The 15,611-nt window shown below is 72.9% G+C and carries 12 protein-coding genes; all 12 read right to left on the bottom strand.

Annotated elements, in window-relative coordinates; genetic code table 11:
• Window positions 1-494: 494 nt before the first annotated feature.
• The 12 genes from UO65_RS12500 to UO65_RS12445 all read right to left on the bottom strand — a co-directional run bounded on the left by UO65_RS12500 (window position 495) and on the right by UO65_RS12445 (window position 15,611).
• A complete protein-coding gene (locus UO65_RS12500; protein WP_052021099.1) occupies window positions 495-3,281 on the bottom strand; it encodes an AfsR/SARP family transcriptional regulator in 2,787 nt (928 codons plus the stop codon).
• 310 nt (window positions 3,282-3,591) lie between these two features.
• Window positions 3,592-4,494 (bottom strand): ectoine hydroxylase, encoded by a 903-nt coding sequence (gene thpD, locus UO65_RS12495; RefSeq protein WP_035281945.1) that lies wholly within the window; start codon window positions 4,492-4,494, stop codon window positions 3,592-3,594.
• A 22-nt stretch (window positions 4,495-4,516) separates the two neighbouring features.
• Window positions 4,517-4,918, bottom strand: a complete 402-nt coding sequence (locus UO65_RS12490; RefSeq protein ID WP_035281943.1) for an ectoine synthase — start codon at window positions 4,916-4,918, stop codon at window positions 4,517-4,519.
• Window positions 4,919-4,961: 43 nt separating this feature from the next.
• The gene (ectB, locus tag UO65_RS12485; RefSeq protein ID WP_035281941.1) at window positions 4,962-6,209 is read right to left on the bottom strand and encodes a diaminobutyrate--2-oxoglutarate transaminase; all 1,248 of its coding nucleotides are present in this window, start codon (window positions 6,207-6,209) and stop codon (window positions 4,962-4,964) included.
• Window positions 6,210-6,236: 27 nt separating this feature from the next.
• Window positions 6,237-6,752 carry a diaminobutyrate acetyltransferase gene (gene ectA, locus UO65_RS12480; protein WP_035281939.1) on the bottom strand — a complete coding sequence of 172 codons (516 nt, stop codon included), beginning with the start codon at window positions 6,750-6,752 and terminating at the stop codon, window positions 6,237-6,239.
• Between the two features lie 168 nt (window positions 6,753-6,920).
• Window positions 6,921-7,949, bottom strand: a complete 1,029-nt coding sequence (gene mgrA, locus UO65_RS12475) for an L-glyceraldehyde 3-phosphate reductase (protein WP_035281937.1) — start codon at window positions 7,947-7,949, stop codon at window positions 6,921-6,923.
• A 117-nt stretch (window positions 7,950-8,066) separates the two neighbouring features.
• On the bottom strand, window positions 8,067-8,852 hold the full coding sequence (locus tag UO65_RS12470; RefSeq protein ID WP_035281935.1) for a PIG-L family deacetylase: 786 nt from the start codon (window positions 8,850-8,852) through the stop codon (window positions 8,067-8,069).
• Between the two features lie 48 nt (window positions 8,853-8,900).
• Window positions 8,901-9,884 carry an alpha/beta fold hydrolase gene (locus tag UO65_RS12465; RefSeq protein WP_052021097.1) on the bottom strand — a complete coding sequence of 328 codons (984 nt, stop codon included), beginning with the start codon at window positions 9,882-9,884 and terminating at the stop codon, window positions 8,901-8,903.
• Window positions 9,885-9,925: 41 nt separating this feature from the next.
• The gene (locus UO65_RS12460; protein WP_052021096.1) at window positions 9,926-13,216 is read right to left on the bottom strand and encodes a non-ribosomal peptide synthetase; all 3,291 of its coding nucleotides are present in this window, start codon (window positions 13,214-13,216) and stop codon (window positions 9,926-9,928) included.
• Window positions 13,213-14,010, bottom strand: a complete 798-nt coding sequence (locus tag UO65_RS12455; RefSeq protein WP_052021095.1) for a siderophore-interacting protein — start codon at window positions 14,008-14,010, stop codon at window positions 13,213-13,215. Before UO65_RS12455 ends, UO65_RS12460 begins: the two co-directional genes overlap by 4 nt.
• Complete coding sequence (locus tag UO65_RS12450) at window positions 14,007-15,320, bottom strand: lysine N(6)-hydroxylase/L-ornithine N(5)-oxygenase family protein (RefSeq protein WP_035281933.1); 1,314 nt, start codon at window positions 15,318-15,320, stop codon at window positions 14,007-14,009. Before UO65_RS12450 ends, UO65_RS12455 begins: the two co-directional genes overlap by 4 nt.
• A gap of 78 nt (window positions 15,321-15,398) precedes the next feature.
• The gene (locus UO65_RS12445; RefSeq protein WP_035281931.1) at window positions 15,399-15,611 is read right to left on the bottom strand and encodes an MbtH family protein; all 213 of its coding nucleotides are present in this window, start codon (window positions 15,609-15,611) and stop codon (window positions 15,399-15,401) included.

Here is a 15,611-nt window from a genome sequence, read left to right as displayed (position 1 = left end):
CCAAACACATCCACCCAGCCGGGCACCACCCACCAAAACCCGGGCTTTGCAGGAAACAGGCACGACCAAACACATCCACCCAGCCGGGCACCCCCGCAAAAAACCCGGGCAAGACCCCACCCCAAAAGACCTGACCGCTCGACCCGCCCACCCGAGCCCGCTTTGTCGAACCGTGACGAGGAACCCACCACACCGCGGTCGCACCGGCGCACAACCCCGAAGAACGCCGACACAAACAGGATTCCGGCTTGTGCCCCCCATGCGGACTTCGCGCGGCCCCCACTGTCCCGAGCTGACTGTCCCTTTGGGCGCCCCCGGCTTCCTTAAGCGCTTCCGCCGGACATGCGGACCGGCCGGCGGACATCCCCCCGGAGTCGCCGGCCGGCCTGCGGCGGCGTTCCCCCAATGCTCGCCGCCCAGGGGCGCCGTCGACAGCGAGGTCGGCGCCCGACGACAACACTGCCAGTGATCACCGCGTCACGGCTAACCGTTCGCTAAACGGCGGGGAGCGTGTCGAGTCTTTCTTGGACGGTGGCGACGAGCGGGGACTGGGCGACCCGGTAGAGGTCGGCCGCCTTCTCCAGCTCCACTCTGGTCCCGAGCAGGTCGCCCTCCTCGCACAGGACGCGGGCGAGGACTTCGCGGCCGAACGCCTCGGTGAGTTCCAGGCCGTTGGCGGCGGCGAGGGTGATGGCCTCGGTGGCGTGGGCCCTGGCCGGGGCGAGGTGGCCGAGTTCGTGCTCCAGCTCGGCGAGGTTGGCCAGGGCGAGGCCGACGAAGCCGAGGTCGCCGACCTCGCGGAACATGTCCACCGCCCGGGTCTGCGGGGCGACCGCCTCCGCCGGGTCGCCCAGGTCGCGGTGGACCTGGGCGATGTTGTTGTGGATGTTGGCCTCGCCGAGGCGGTAGTCCGCCCGGACCGCCAGGTCGAGGGCGCGGTGGTAGTGGGCGAGGGCGTCGTGGTGGCGCTTCTGGCCGTAGAGGGCGCTGGCGAGCGCGTTGTGGCCCATCACCATCAGCCTGGGGTCGCGCAGCTCGGTGGCGACGGCGACCGCCCGCTCGCCGTCGGCCAGGATCTCCGACTCGCCGCCGAAGCGGGTGAGCAGCACGCAGCGGCTCAGCCGGATCAGCACCTCGCCCCGGCGGTCCCCGGCGGCGCGGGCGGACTCCAGGCCCAGGTCGAGGACCCAGGCCCAGTCGTCGCGGCGGGGGCGGGTGCGGCGGAACTCCCCGGCCAGCCTGGCCAGGCGCCACACCTGGTCGTGCAGGCCCGCGGCGGCGCCCTCGGCGGCGGCGGCGAGGAGGTTGGGCCACTCGGTCTCGAACCAGTCCAGGGCGGCGTCGCGGTCCGGGATCGGCGGCAGCGGCAGGTCGGCGGACTCGTCGAGGTCGTCGGCGGCGGCGCGCAGGTGGCGGCGGCTGTGGTCGGCGACCGCCAGGTAGTAGCGCAGGACCTCGGGGAGGCGGGTCGCGCGGTCGGCGGCCAGGTCGCGGGCGTAGGCGCGGACCAGGGCGTGCGCGTCGAACACGTCGCGGGCGGTCTCGGTGACCAGGAACAGGGCGGCCAGGGCGCGCAGGCGGTCGCGGGCGGTCTCGACGTCGACCCCGGCGAGGGCGGCGAGCAGGTGCGGGCCGGTGGTGGCGCCGGGGACGGTGCCGACCAGGCGCAGCGCCTCGACGCGGTCCGGGGTGAGGGCGCCGACGGTGACGTCCAGGGCGGCGCGGACCCCGGTCTCGGTGTCCTCCACCCGCAGCGCCCCCAGCCGGGTGCGCTCGTCGGTGAGGCGCTCGACCAGCTCCCCCACCGACCACTGCGGACTGGAGGCGAGCCGGGCGCCGATGATCCGCAGGGCCAGCGGCAGGCACCCGCACAGCCGCGCCAGCCGGTCCAGGTCCGGGGCGGCGGCGGTGGTGCCCGCCGCGTGCGCGATGACCGCGGCGGCGGCGTCCGGGGCGAGGGGTTGCACGACCCGCAGCCGGGCGCCCAGGGCGACCAGGCCGTCGAGCCTGCGCCTGCTGGTGACCAGGGCGACCGAGGAGCTGCCCCCGGGCAGCAGCGGCAGGACCTGGTCGGAGTCGCGGGCGTCGTCCAGCACGACCAGCACCCGGCGCTCGGCGAGCAGGGTGCGGTAGAGCGCGACCCGGTCGGCCTGCTCGGTGGGCACGTCGTCCTGGGTGACGCCGAGGGAGATCAGGAAGCGGCCCAGCACGGCCGCCGGGTCGGCGGGCGGGTGCGCCGGGTCGAAGCCGGACAGGGCGGCGAACAGGGTGCCGTCGGGGAAGGCCGCGGCGGCGCCCGCGCCCCAGACCACGGCGAGCGCGGACTTGCCGATCCCGGCCGGTCCGGCCAGCACGCCGACGGCGGTCGCGGCGGGGTCGCCCCCGGCGCGCAGCCGGTCGAGCCAGGCCAGGTCGGCGTCGCGGCCGGTGAAGCCGGACGGGGTGGGGGGCAGCTCGGCCGGGACGAGGACGCCGAGCCTGGGGGTGATCACCCGGGTGGGCCGCGGCTCCAGCAGCGTGGTGTCGTCGCGCAGGACCCGGCTGTGCAGCTCGCGCAGGCCGGGTCCGGGGTCGAGGCCCAGCTCACCCGCGGCCCGGTGGGCGAAGCGCTGGTAGAACTCCAGCGCCGCCGCGCGCCTGCCGCTGCGGTAGAGGGCCAGGACCAGTTGCCCGACCAGGTGCTCGCGGAACGGGTGCGTGTCGACCAGGGCGACCAGCTCGCCGATGACCTCGTCGTGCCTGCCCAGCTCCAGGTCGGCGTCGAGCCGGGCCTCGATCACCGTCAACCGCAGCTCGGCCAGTTCCGGCGCGCGCACCCGGCCCGCGATGTCGGACAGCTCCGGTCCGCGCCACAGCGACTGCGCCCGGGAGAGCAGTTCGGCCCGGACGTCGGCGGGCTTGCCCCGGGATTCGGCCAGCAGCCGCCTGGCCAGCGCGACGTCGATCCGCGCCTCCTCGACCGCGAGCCGGTAGCCCGCGCCGCTGGTCTGAATCCTGGTGGTGCCCCCCGGGTCCACCGTGGACAGCCACTTGCGCAGCCGGGAGATGTAGCCCTGCACGATGGTGCGCGCGGTGGCGGGCGGTTCGTGGTCCCAGAGGACGTCGACGATGCGTTCAACCGGCACCACCTGGTTGGGTTCGAGCAGCAGCATCGCCAGCAGACCGCCGATGCCGGGCCCGCCCGGCACCGCGGCGCGGTCCCCCACGACCGCGCCGACCGGTCCCAGGACGCAGAACCTCGGTCCCTGCGCCTCTTCGCGCGTGAACCACTCGTGCGCCATCCGCCACCCCCGCGTTCGACTCGCACCTGCGCCAAACCTAGAGCCTGCCTCGTGTTCGGTCAGCGGAAGCGGCGCGAGTCAACCGGACGGCCTAACCCGGAACGGGTACGGCCCCGTGGCCGCCGATCCCGATATCGGCGGCCGCGGGGCCGGACTCCACGCGGTCGACCGGGACACGAGCAGGTCCCACCCCGAGCGGGAACACCGCGAGGCGTTCCGGTCCAGCGCCGGTGGAGCACGCGGGCACGCGTGGTGTCCGCGTTATCAAGATAACAGTGCGCACTCGTCGGGAAACAGACGGGTCACCTGGTCAGCGCAGTGGTTCCCCGCTGTTTTGTCGCGCCGCGATGAATTCCGGCCGGGGTGACGGGGCAGCGAACGGTTCCACCACCGCGTTCTCCACGCTGTTGAACACCACGAAGATGTTCGAACGCGGGAAGGGGGTGATGTTGTTGCCGGACCCGTGCATGAGGTTCGAGTCGAACAGCAGCGCGGACCCGGCCGGGCCGGTGAACTGGTCGATGCCGTGCGCGTCGGCCAGCGCGGTGATCGCGGTGTGACTCGGGACACCGATCTCCTGCTCGGTCAGCGACGCCCGGTAGTGCTCGTCGGGGGTCTCCCCCGCGCACGGCACGAAGGTGCGCTGCGAGCCGGGCATGACCATCAGGCCACCGTTGAACGGGTGGTTGTCGGTGAGCGCGATCGACATGCTGACCGCGCGCGGGGTGGGCATCCCGTCCTCGGCGTGCCAGGTCTCGAAGTCGGAGTGCCAGTAGAAGCCGCGGCCGGTGAACCCGGGCATGAAGTTCACCCGGCTCTGGTGCACGTACACCTCGGAGCCGAGGACCTGCCTGGCCCGGTCCAGGACCCGGGGGTCGCGCACCAGCTCGGCGATGAGCGGGCTGATCCGGTGCACCTCGAAGATCGACCGCACCTGGTCGGTCGAGCGCTCGACGACGGTGCGCTCGTCCGCGCGCAACTCCGGGTCGGCCACCAGCCTGCCCAGCTCCTGCCGGTAGGTATGCACCTCGGCAGGACTGAGCAGGTCAGGGTGGGTCGAGTACCCGTCCCGGTCGTGCGCGGCCATGGTGGGGTCGGCGATCGGGCCTTCGACGCCCGGCCAGACAGTGGGTTCCACGCGGTCGACCGGGTCGAGCGCGCGGGCGGTGCGGGTGCGGTAGCGGTCCTCGGTCCTGGTGCCCAGAGCGGTCACGGGTACTCCTCGGTGCTCTCGTTCAGCGGTCGGTGGTCGGCTCGACGAGCAGCGGGTAGACGCCGTCCTCGTCGTGGATCTCGCGGCCGGTCACCGGCGGGTTGAACACGCAGACGGTGCGCATCTCGGTCGTGGGCCGCAACTGGTGGTGCTCGTGGCCGTCGAGCAGGTACAGCGAACCCGGCGCGAGCCGGTGGGTCTCACCGGTCTCCTTGTCGAGCAATTCGCCCTCGCCCGCGGTGACGAACACGGCCTCGATGTGGTTGGCGTACCAGAAGTCGTTCACCGAGCCCGCTTCCAGCACGGTCTCGTGCACCGAGAAACCGACCCCGTCCCCGGCCAGCACGATGCGCTTGCTGCGCCAGTTCGGGGTGACCACGTCGCGGTCGGTGCCGGTGATCTCGTCCAGGGTGCGGACGATCATGCTTTCCTCCTCCTGCCGGGGTGACTGTCGGTGGGCGGGGCGGTCAGAGCACGGCGGCGACCGAGTCGACCAGGACGCCCAGGCCGCGCTCGAGCTCCTCGTCGGTGGTGGTCAGTGGCGGCATGACCTTGGCGACCTCGCCGTCCGGGCCCGCGGTCTCCATCAGCAGGCCGCGCTCGAAGGCCGCCGCGCACACCGCCGAAGCGGTGCCGCCGTCGGCGAACCGCAGCCCGCGCGCCAGCCCGCGCCCCCTGGGCAGCAGGTCGGCGGTGGGGTGCGCCTCGGCCAGCCCGGTCAGCACCCGGCCGACCTGCTCGCCCTTGGCCAGGGTGCCCTTCTCCAGGGTGTCGTCGGTCCAGTACTCGCGCAGGGCCGCGGTGGAGGCGACGAACGCGGGGTTGATGCCGCGGAAGGTCCCGTTGTGCTCGCCGGGCTCCCACACGTCGAGGTCGGGGCGCAGCAGGGTCAGCGCGAGCGGGAACCCGTAGCCGCCGATGGACTTCGACAGGCAGATGATGTCCGGGGTGATGCCCGCGGCCTCGAAGCTGAAGAACGGGCCGGTGCGCCCGCAGCCCATCTGCACGTCGTCGACGATGAGCAGCATGTCGTGGCGCCTGCACAGGTCTTGCAGCGCGCGCAGCCACTCGGCGCGGGCGACGTTGATGCCGCCCTCGCCCTGCACGGTCTCGACGATGACCGCGGCGGGGTCGTTGAGCCCGCTGCCGCTGTCGGCGAGCAGCCGCTCGAACCACAGGAAGTCGGGGACCTGCCCGTCGAGGTAGTTGTCGAACGGCATCGGAGTGGCGTGCACCAGGGGGATGCCCGCGCCGCCGCGCTTGAGGGAGTTCCCGGTGACACTGAGCGCGCCGAGGGTCATGCCGTGGAAGGCGTTGGTGAAGTTGATGATCGACTGGCGGCCGGTGACCTTGCGGGCCAGCTTCAGCGCGGCCTCCACCGCGTTGGCGCCCGCGGGGCCGGGGAACATGACCTTGTGGTCCAGCTCGCGCGGCTTGAGCACCACGTTCTCGAAGGTCTCCAGGAAGTCGCGCTTGGCCACGGTGTTCATGTCCAGCGAGTGCGTGACGCCGTCGCGCTCGATGTAGTCGAGGACGGCCCGTTTGAGCACCGGGTTGTTGTGGCCGTAGTTCAGCGCCCCGGCCCCGGCGAAGAAGTCGAGGTACGGGGTGCCGTCCTCGGCGTGCAGCACGCTGCCGACACCGCGGTCGAACACGACCGGCCAACCGCGGGAGTAGCTGCGGACCTCGGATTCGAGGTTGGTGAACACGCTCATGGCAGATCTCCGTTCCCAGGAGGACTTTCAGGCGGACGCGGGCACGCGGGTGTCCAGTGGACCGATGCGGTACAGGTCCTCGGCCTCGTGCTCGTCCGGGAAGTGGTCGGCGCCGAACAGCTCGGCGCGGTCGATGTCGGTGCGGTGGCGGCGGGCGAAGGCGGTGAACAGGGCGATCGAGGCGGCGTTGTCCGGGCTGATGGTGGTCTCGACGGTGCGCACCCCGCGCGGGGCGAGTGCGGCGGCCAACTCGTCGAGCAGCGCGGCGGCCAGCCCCTGCCCGCGCTGGTCGGCGTCGACCGCGATCTGCCACACCACAACGGTTCCCGGTTCGGTGGGGCGGGTGAAGCCGATGACGAACCCGACCACCCGGCCGTCCACCCTGGCCACCAGCGAGGTGCCCGCGAAGTCCCGGCACCACAGCAGGTAGGCGTAGGACGAGTTCAGGTCCAGCACCCGCGAGTCGCGGGCGATCCGCCACAGCTCACAGCCGTCCTTTGTGGACGGCTGCTCGATCACGCGGTCTTTCGACATGCCCGACATACCGGGGAAACGTAACAGGAAATTTTCGGGCGGTCAGGGGGCGCGGTCCGCGGAACCCGCCACCCACCTGCGGGAAAGCGAAAACCCCGGTGAGGAGGACAACAGTACGGTTGTCCTCCTCACCGGAGCCGTGTTAACCCCGACTCACCGGGTGAACGCCGTCATGCCCTACCCGGCGTTGCGGGACGACGCCCACAGGTCGATCCCGGAATCCACGGCGAACTCGTCGACGGCGGCCAGTTCGGCGTCGGTGAACGGCGGCGCGTCCAGCGCGGCCAGGCTGTCCTCCAACTGCGCCACCGAACTCGCGCCGATGAGCGCGGAGGTGACCCGCCGGTCGCGCAGCACCCACGAGATGGCGAGCTGCGCCAGGCTCTGCCCGCGCTCCCGCGCGATCCCGTTGAGCCCGCGCACCCGCGCCAGGTTCTCCGCCGACAGCAGGTCCGTGCTCAGCGACGAGTCCCGGCTCGCCCGCGACCCCTCCGGCACGCCGTCGAGGTACTTGTCGGTCAGCATCCCCTGGCCCAGCGGCGAGAACGCGATGCAGCCGGCGCCCAGCTCGCCCAGGGTGTCGAGCAGTTCGGCCTCGATCCACCGGTTGAGCAGCGAGTACGACGGCTGGTGGATCAGCAGCGGCACCCCGGCGCCGCGCAGGATCTCCGCGGCCTGCCGGGTGGTGCTCGGCGAGTACGAGGAGATGCCGACGTAGAGCGCCTTGCCCTGCTGCACGGCCGACACCAGCGCCCCGACGGTCTCCTCCAGCGGGGTCTCCGGGTCGAACCGGTGCGAGTAGAAGATGTCGACGTAGTCCAGGCCCATGCGGGTCAATGACTGGTCCAAAGAGGACAGCAGGTACTTGCGCGACCCGTGGTCCCCGTACGGGCCGGGCCACATGTCGTAGCCCGCCTTGGTGGAGATGACCAGCTCGTCGCGGTAGGGGCGCAGGTCGTCGCGCAGCGCCCGGCCGAAGTTGGCCTCCGCGGTGCCGTAGGGCGGGCCGTAGTTGTTGGCCAGGTCGAAGTGGGTGACGCCGAGGTCGAAGGCCCGGCGCAGGATCGCCCGGCCGGTCTCGTAGGGCCGGTCGTCGCCGAAGTTGTGCCACAGCCCCAGGCTGATGGCGGGCAGCTTCAACCCGCTGCGCCCGGTGCGCCGGTAGGGCATCCGGTCGTAGCGGCTGTCCTCGGCCAGGTACGGCATGGTTCTCCTCTGCTGGTGGAACGCGCGGCGCCCGTTCCTCGGGGCGGTCCGCCTGGGCCGATTGTCACACGGTGACAAGGTTCCGGCCGCAGGGCGGACCGCGCCCCCCGGCAGCGGCTACAGCCCGGCCATCAGGTCGGTCTCGGTGATGCCCGGGCCCTGGCCCTCGCGGATGAACCACTCGGTCCCGAAGGCGTGGGCGAAGCCCTCGTCCGGCATCGCCAGGAAGAACGAGTCCTCCGCGATCTGGCTGGCGTGCGCGCGCATGGCCTTGCGCTTGACGTCGAGGTAGGCGGTGACGTCCACCGCGGCGGTGATCACCGACGCGGGCTTGCCCATGTCGAAGTCCTCGTCGGGGACGTCGAAGGTCAGGTCCCCGGCGGCCTTGGCCGCGGCCATCCCGGCCCGCATGTGGTCGGCGTTCATGGTGGCCTGGAACACCCGGGCGGTCCCGGCCAGCTCGGCGGCGCGCTGCCCCACCCGGTGCACCTGGATGTGGTCGGGGTGCCCGTAGCCGCCGTTGTCGTCGTAGATCGTGAGGACGTCGGCGGACTCCTCGCGCAGGATCACCGCCAGCCGCTCGGCCGCTTCCTCCACCGACGCGGTCCAGAACGTGCCGGGGGCGTCGTTGGTCGGCTCCCCCATCATCCCGGAGTCCACGTAGCCCAGGAACTCCACCCGCGCGGCCCCCAGCACCTCGGCCGCGGCGTGCGTCTCCCGGACCCGGCGCTCCCACAGCTCCTCACCGGAGCCCAGGAACCCGTCGGGGACCTCGCCGACCTCGCCGCGGGTGGCCACGACCAGCACCACCCGGTGCCCCTCGTCCGCGGCCTTGCGCATCACCCCGCCGCAGGAGATGCACTCGTCGTCGGGATGCGCGTGGAACGTCACCAGGGTCGCCATGCGCCGAACGTTAGCGGCACCGCCCGACAAGAAGGGGAACAGGAGGCGTCAGGCGGACAGCAGCCGCGACCAGGCGCGCACGGTCGGGTTCTCCGCCAGGTCCGCGAACGGCGCCTCGACCCCCAGCGCCTGCCAGCGGACCGACAGCATCATCATCCGCATCGAGTCCAGCCCCAGCTCGAACAGCCCGGTGTCCGCGCCGACCTCCTCGACCGGCACCCCCAGCACCTCGGCCACCGAGGCCCGCAGGCCCTCCACCGAGAACGCGTCCGACGACACGCCCGCTCCCCTCTCCGGTGCCAGCGCCGCCTCGACGACGGCGGGCAGGTGGTCGTACAGGTAGAAGTGGCCGCCCGGGTGGACGTGCCGGGTGAACGGCCCGGTGGTGGCCGCGGCCCACGAGTCCACCGTCTCCGCCGCCATCGACGGGTCGGCGTCCCCGGTGATCGCCACGACCTCCAGGTCCAGCACCGCGCCGCCCGGCCGGTACCGCTCGATCAGCGCGAAGTCGTTGCGGATCACCGGCAGCAGCATCGCGGCGAGCTGCGGGTCGGCGAACGCCTCGGCCGCGGTGCCGCCGAGGGTGGTCAGCTCCGCGGTGACGCCCGCGTCGTCGCGCAGGTGCACGAACTCCTCGCGCGGCTTCTGGTCCGCGGGCCCCGGCCGACCGGACACCACGAGCCGCCGCACCAGGCCGGGCCGCCGCTCGGCCAGCCGCAGCACCACCTCGTGCGCCACGGAGGCGCCCATGCTGTGCCCGAACACGACCACCGGCCGGTCCAGGGCGGGTTCCACGGCCGCGATGACCGCGTCCACCAGGGCGTCCATGCCGTCGACCATGGGGTGCGCGATCCGGTCCTCGCGGCCCGGGTACTGCACCACCCACTGCTCGACGTCCGCGGGCAGGTGCGCGGTCCAGCCGCGGTAGGAGCTGGCCGCCCCGCCCGCGTGCGGGAAGCACAGCAGGGTGCGCGCGGCCCCCGGTCGCTGCGCGAAGCAGCGCACCCACGGCGTCGGAATCCGGTCGGCCATGTCCAGTCCCCTCCTCGGCGGAACGCCAACGGTAGCCGGGGTCACGGGGTCAGCTCCGCGGCCACCTCGTCGTCGCTGAGGGACATGACCTCCTGGTACAGCTCGGCGACGCGGCGGAGCCTGCCCGGTTCCGCCTCGGCGGCCAGCAGCGCCTCGGCCATGCCCGCGACGGTGCCGGTGCCGAACAGCGCCATCAGCGGCAGGTCCGGGGTGTCGAGGGCTTCGCGCAGTTCGGCGAGGACCCGGGTGGCCAGCAGCGAGTCGCCGCCGAGGGCGAAGAAGTCGGCGGTGGCGCTGACCCGGTCGAGGCCGAGGACGTCGGCCCAGGTGTCGGCGATCGTCGTGGCCAGGGCGCCCTCGGGTTCGACGTGCTCGGCGGCGGCCGGGACGGCGGCGGTGAGCGCCGCGCGGTCGACCTTGCCGTTGCCGGTCAGCGGCAGCTCGGGCAGCACGGCGACGGTCGCGGGCACCATGTGCTCGGGCAGCGCCGACCGCGCCGCGGCCCGCACCGCCTCGGGGTCGACGGCGCCGGTGACGTACCCGGCGAGGGCGCGGTGGCCGGGGCCGGACTCGTTCGGCACCCCGACGACGACCGCGGACCGCACCCCGGGCACGGCGGCGAGCACGGACTCGACCTCGCCGGGTTCGATCCGCATCCCGCGCACCTTCAACTGCGCGTCGGCCCGGCCCACGAACTCCAGCACCCCGTCGGCGCGCAGCCTGCCCAGGTCGCCGGTGCGGTACCACCGCTCGCCGTCGACCTCGACGAAGGAGCGGGCGGTCCGCTCCGGGTCGCCCCAGTACCCGTGGGCCACCCCGGGTCCTGCGCAGTGCAGCTCACCGGCGACGCCCACCGGCCGGTCGAACCCGCGCTCGTCGAGCACCCGGTACGCCGTGTTCGCGATCGGCCGCCCGTACGGGATGGTCGGGCAGGCGAGGTCGGCGGCGCTCACCCGGTGCCAGATGTTCCACAGCGTGGTCTCGGTGGGGCCGCCGACGGAGACCACGGTGGCCTCGCCCAGCCGGGCTACCACGCGCGGGGGGACCCAGTCGCCGCCGAGGAACACCAGCCGCAGCCGCGGGGTGGTGACCTCCAGCAGCATCTCCGCCATGGCCGGGACGGAGTTCCACACGGTCACGCCGTGCTCGCGCACCAGGCCCGCCCAGTGCTCGGCGTCGCGGTCGGCGGTCGGCACGACCAGGGTGCCGCCCGCGCCGAGCACGCCGAACAGGTCGAAGGTGGACATGTCGTGGTGCAGCGCGGTGACGGCCAGGGCCACGTCGTCCGGGCCGACGCCGAACTCCTCGACGGTGGCGCCCAAGGCGTTCACCATGCCGCGGTGGCCGATCATGGCGCCCTTGGGGGTGCCGGTGGAGCCGGAGGTGAACAGCACGTAGGCGAGGTCGTCGGGGGTCTGCCGGGAGGCGGGGAAGTCCACCACGTCCTCGGCGAACGCGACGGCCACGGCGGCCCGGTCGAGCACCACGGACACGCCCGCCTGCGCGGTGATCGCCGCGGTGCGGGCCTGGGGCGCGGCGGCGTCGATCGGCAGGTAGGGCGACCCGGCGAGCAGCACCCCGTACGCGGCGGCGACCTGCTCCCAGCCCTTGTCGAGCACGATCGCCACCGGCCCGTCGACGTCGCGCACCCGCAGCCAGGACGCGATCCGCCGCGCCTTCTCGTGCAGCTCGGCGTAGGTCAGCGCGGTCTCGCCGCAGCGGACGGCGACCTTGTCCGGGTGCTCGGCGACCCGGCGCAGGAACGCGTCCTGCACCAGCTCCTCCGGGATGTCGCGCACCGGCCCGTCGACCCGGCTCGGCCCGGCCAACCCGAAGTCCACGGTGGACCAGGCGGCGGGGTCGACCAGCCGGGCGAGCACCGCGCCGAAGGCGGCGAACAGCTCGCCGACCAGTCCGCCCGGGAACACCCCGTCGACGGAGTCGAAGTTGTAGACGAGCCCGGCGGGTGTTTCCTCGATCTGCACGTCCAGGTACACCTGCGGGGTCTGCGAGATGGCGAACACCCGTGGCAGCCGCTCACCGAGCAGCGGGTTCTCCCCCGCCGTGAACCCGATCGTCGAGGTCAGCACCACCGGCATCACCGCGCCGCGAGTCCCACCACCGGCCTTCACCAGCTCGCGCAACACCCGCACCCCGGAGAACTCCTGGTGCGACAGGTCCGCCCAGAACGACTTCTGCAACGCCTTCGCCCGCTCGACGAACGGCGCCGGTTCGCGGTTGTCCACCGCCAGCAGGGAGAACGAGGCGAACTCACCCAGCAGCCCGTTGACGTCGGGGTGCAGCGGGAACCGGTTCATCCTCGGCACGTTGACCGAGAACCGCGCGGACTCGCTCCACGCGGTCAACACCTCGGTGAACACGGCCAGGCACAGCACGGTCGGGGTCAGCCCGGCCTTCGCCGCGGTGAGCTTCACCGCCGCCCAGTCGTCGGCGGGCAGGGTGTCCAGGCGGCTGGACCAGCGCGGGTGCCGGACCGTCGCGGGGTCGACGGCGGTGGGCAGGCGGGGCGCGGGCGGCAGCTCGGGGATGCGCGCCCGCCAGTAGTCCGCCGCCCGGCGGTAGCGGTCGGTGCCCGCGAGTTCGGCCTCGGCCAGCACGTACTCGCGGAAGCCGATGCCCGGCGGCGGCACGTCGAGGTCGGGGTCGGCGTAGAAGCGGGTGAGGTCGGCGATGAGTAGCTGCCAGCTCAGGTAGTCCAGCACCAGGGCGTCGAAGCTGACGTGCACGCGGCAGAATTCCTCGCGCGCGCGTTCCATCCCCAGCCCCCACCCTCCCGAGGGGATTGCCGTCCCTGAGGCCATTCTACCTGCGGGAACGGGGTTCGTGGGCGGTGTGGATCTTGCCTGTGGACAACTCGGGGCGTCCGGGATCGCTGAGTCGGGTGAAGTCTGGGCGGTGGGGGCGTCGAGGAGGGAGATCTCCACCGCGTAGAGGGGCCACTGGTCGGCGGGGCGGACCTCGTGGGAGAGGCGGTCGCGGATCTCGGTGAGGGTGGGCTGCGGGTCGGTGCCGCGCAGGTCGCGCAGGACCGGGGTGAACTCGCCCGGGTCCGCGAGGACCTGTTGCTGGTTGGTGTCGGGGAGCATGACCGTGCGCAGGACGTCGTGGCGGGCGATGGCGCGGCGCCAGGCGGCGGTGAACCGCGCCGGGTCGAGGTGGCCCTCGTACTCGTAGTACGCGTGCGTGGAGACGTTGCCCAATTCGAACACGCCGGTGCGGCCGAGCAGGTACGCCTGCTGCTGGTCGTTGAGCGGGAACGGGCTGTGGCGGTTGGCCGGGTCGGGGGTGGCGGCCGGGTGGGGCGGGATCAACTCGGCTCCTCGGGCACGTCGTCCATGTCGTCGGCGACTCGGTCGCGCTGCCAGTAGCCGAAGGCGGTGACGTCGCCCCGGGCGAGGCCCAGTTCGCGGCGCAGCACCCGGCGCAGTCCCACGGCGACACCGCTCTCCGCCGCGACCCAGGCGCGGGTGCGGCCCGGCGGCAGCGCCACGGCGCGGACCGCGTCGGCCAGCGATTGACCGCCGCCGCGGTGCAGCCAGGTGACCGACAGCGAGCCCCGGGAGGTCAGGGCCAGTTCGTCGGCGGCGTCGTCGACCTCCAGCAGGAACACCGCGCGCCCGCCCTCGGGGAGCGCTTCGGCGATGCCCGCGGCGGCCGGGATGGCGGTCTCGTCGCCCACCACCAGCAGCAGCTCCGGGGCGGACTCGGCCAAGTCGTCGGGGAAGTCGCGGCGGGGGCCCAGGAAGGTGACCGGGTCGCCGACCGCCGCTGAGCGCGCCCAGCTCGTGCCGGGGCCGTGGCCGTGCAGCACGGCGTCGACGTCGAGCAGGCCCGCGGCGAACCGGCGCACGGTGTAGGTGCGCAGCTCGAACTCCGCCGCCGGGTCGGCCAGGGTGAGCCCGTCGGCACCCCAGGAGGCGACCGGTGGGGCGCCGACGCCGCCGGGCGGCAGCAGGAGCTTGATCGCGTCCGCCGGGTGGTCGCCCGCGAAGCCGTCGAGGCCCGGGCCGCCCAGGGTGATGCGGCGCATCCTCGGGGTCAGGTCGGCGACGGACACCACCTCCGCCGAGGTGATCGCCAGCGGCGGGCGCAGGATCGCGGTCACAGCGCGACCTCCACCAGGAGGGGTTCGGCGACCCGCTCCTCGGCCGGGCGCAGCAGCGACGCCAGGATCTCGCCCGCGCGGACCGCCGTGTTCGACAGCAGCGTCACCGTGATGCCGTGCGCGTGCTCGGAACCGCCCTGCACGTAGATGCCCGCGGTGACGCCGGGCGCGGTCTCCAGCCGGTAGTCGCGGCCCAGCACGGCCTTGCCCTCCGGGGTGCGGGTGCACACCGTCGAGGCGCGGCCGAGCAGGTCGAACACGTCACCGGGGAGGAAGCCGGTGGCGTAGACGACGGCGTCGCACTCCAGGACCTCGGTCTCGCCGGTGGGGAGGAATTCCACCGTGGCGTACACGGCGTCGTCGGTTTCGCGGGCGTAGGTGACGCGGGAGGCGTTGCGGATGTCGAGGCGCTTCTTGCCGCTGACCCGTTCGCGGTACTCCCGCCGGTACAGCTCCTCGATGAGGTCCATGTCGACGACGGAGTAGTTGGTGTTGCGCGAGTAGTCGAGCAGCATCCGCTTGACGTCGTCGGAGGCGGTGTAGAAGTGGTCGACCGCCTCCGGGTCGAAGATGCGGTTGGCGAAGGGGCTGTCGTCGGCGGGGGCGTAGCCGTAGCGGGCGAAGACGGCCGTGACGGTCGTGCCCGGCAGCGTGGAGTGCAGTTCCGCCACCGTTTCCGCCGCGCTCTGGCCCGCGCCGACGACCAGGACCCGCTTGGGCGCGGACTCGGCGAGCGCGGTGGCCCGGTGCATCAGCTCGATGTTGTGCCACACCCGCTCGGACGGGATGGCGTCCACGGGCAGCCGCGGGCGCAGCCCGGTGGCGACGACGATGTCGCGCGCCCGGTAGGTGACGGCGTTGTCGCCGTCGCGGGCCACCACGTCGAAGTACGCGACCTCGCCGTCGACCTCGACCGGGCGGACCGAGACGACCTCGCGGCCGTAGGCGACCTGGTCGGCGACGCGGGCGGCGCACCACTCGAAGTAGTCGTGGAACTCGGTGCGCAGCGGGAACATCGTCTTGTGGTTGATGAAGTCCACCAGCCGCCCGCGGTCGCGCAGGTAGCACAGGAAGCTGAAGTCGCTGGCCGGGTCGCGCATGGTGACCAGGTCCTTGAGGAACGACACCTGCATGGTGGCGTCGCCGATCAGCATCCCCCGGTGCCAGCCGAAGTCGGCCTGCTTCTCCAGGAACACCGTGCGCAGCGCCTCCCCCGGGTTGCACCGGTTGTGCTCGTCGACAGCGATCGCCAGGGCCAGGTTCGACGGCCCGAACCCGATTCCCACCAGGTCGTACACCTCGCTGCTCACAACCGTTCCCTTCTGGCCGACGCTGCCCAACGTAGGCGAGGCTAACCTAAACAGTTGCCCAGGGGGAGTCCCCCGCGATCACCGGTCTGTGGTCTGGCGCACCAGGCTCGCCGGGCGCAGGTCGGTCCAGTGCTCCTCCACGTAGGCCAGGCACCCGGCGCGGGTGTCGCTGTCGTGCGCGACGGTCCACCCGGCGGGCACGTCGGCGAACGCGGGCCACAGCGAGTGCTGGTTCTCCGCGTTGACCAGCACCAGGTACGTGCCGTCGTTGTCCTCGAACGGGTTCGTCAT

This window comes from Actinokineospora spheciospongiae (assembly GCF_000564855.1).
Taxonomy (GTDB): Bacteria; Actinomycetota; Actinomycetes; order Mycobacteriales; family Pseudonocardiaceae; genus Actinokineospora; species Actinokineospora spheciospongiae.
This window is presented reverse-complemented; position numbering and strand designations above follow the sequence as displayed.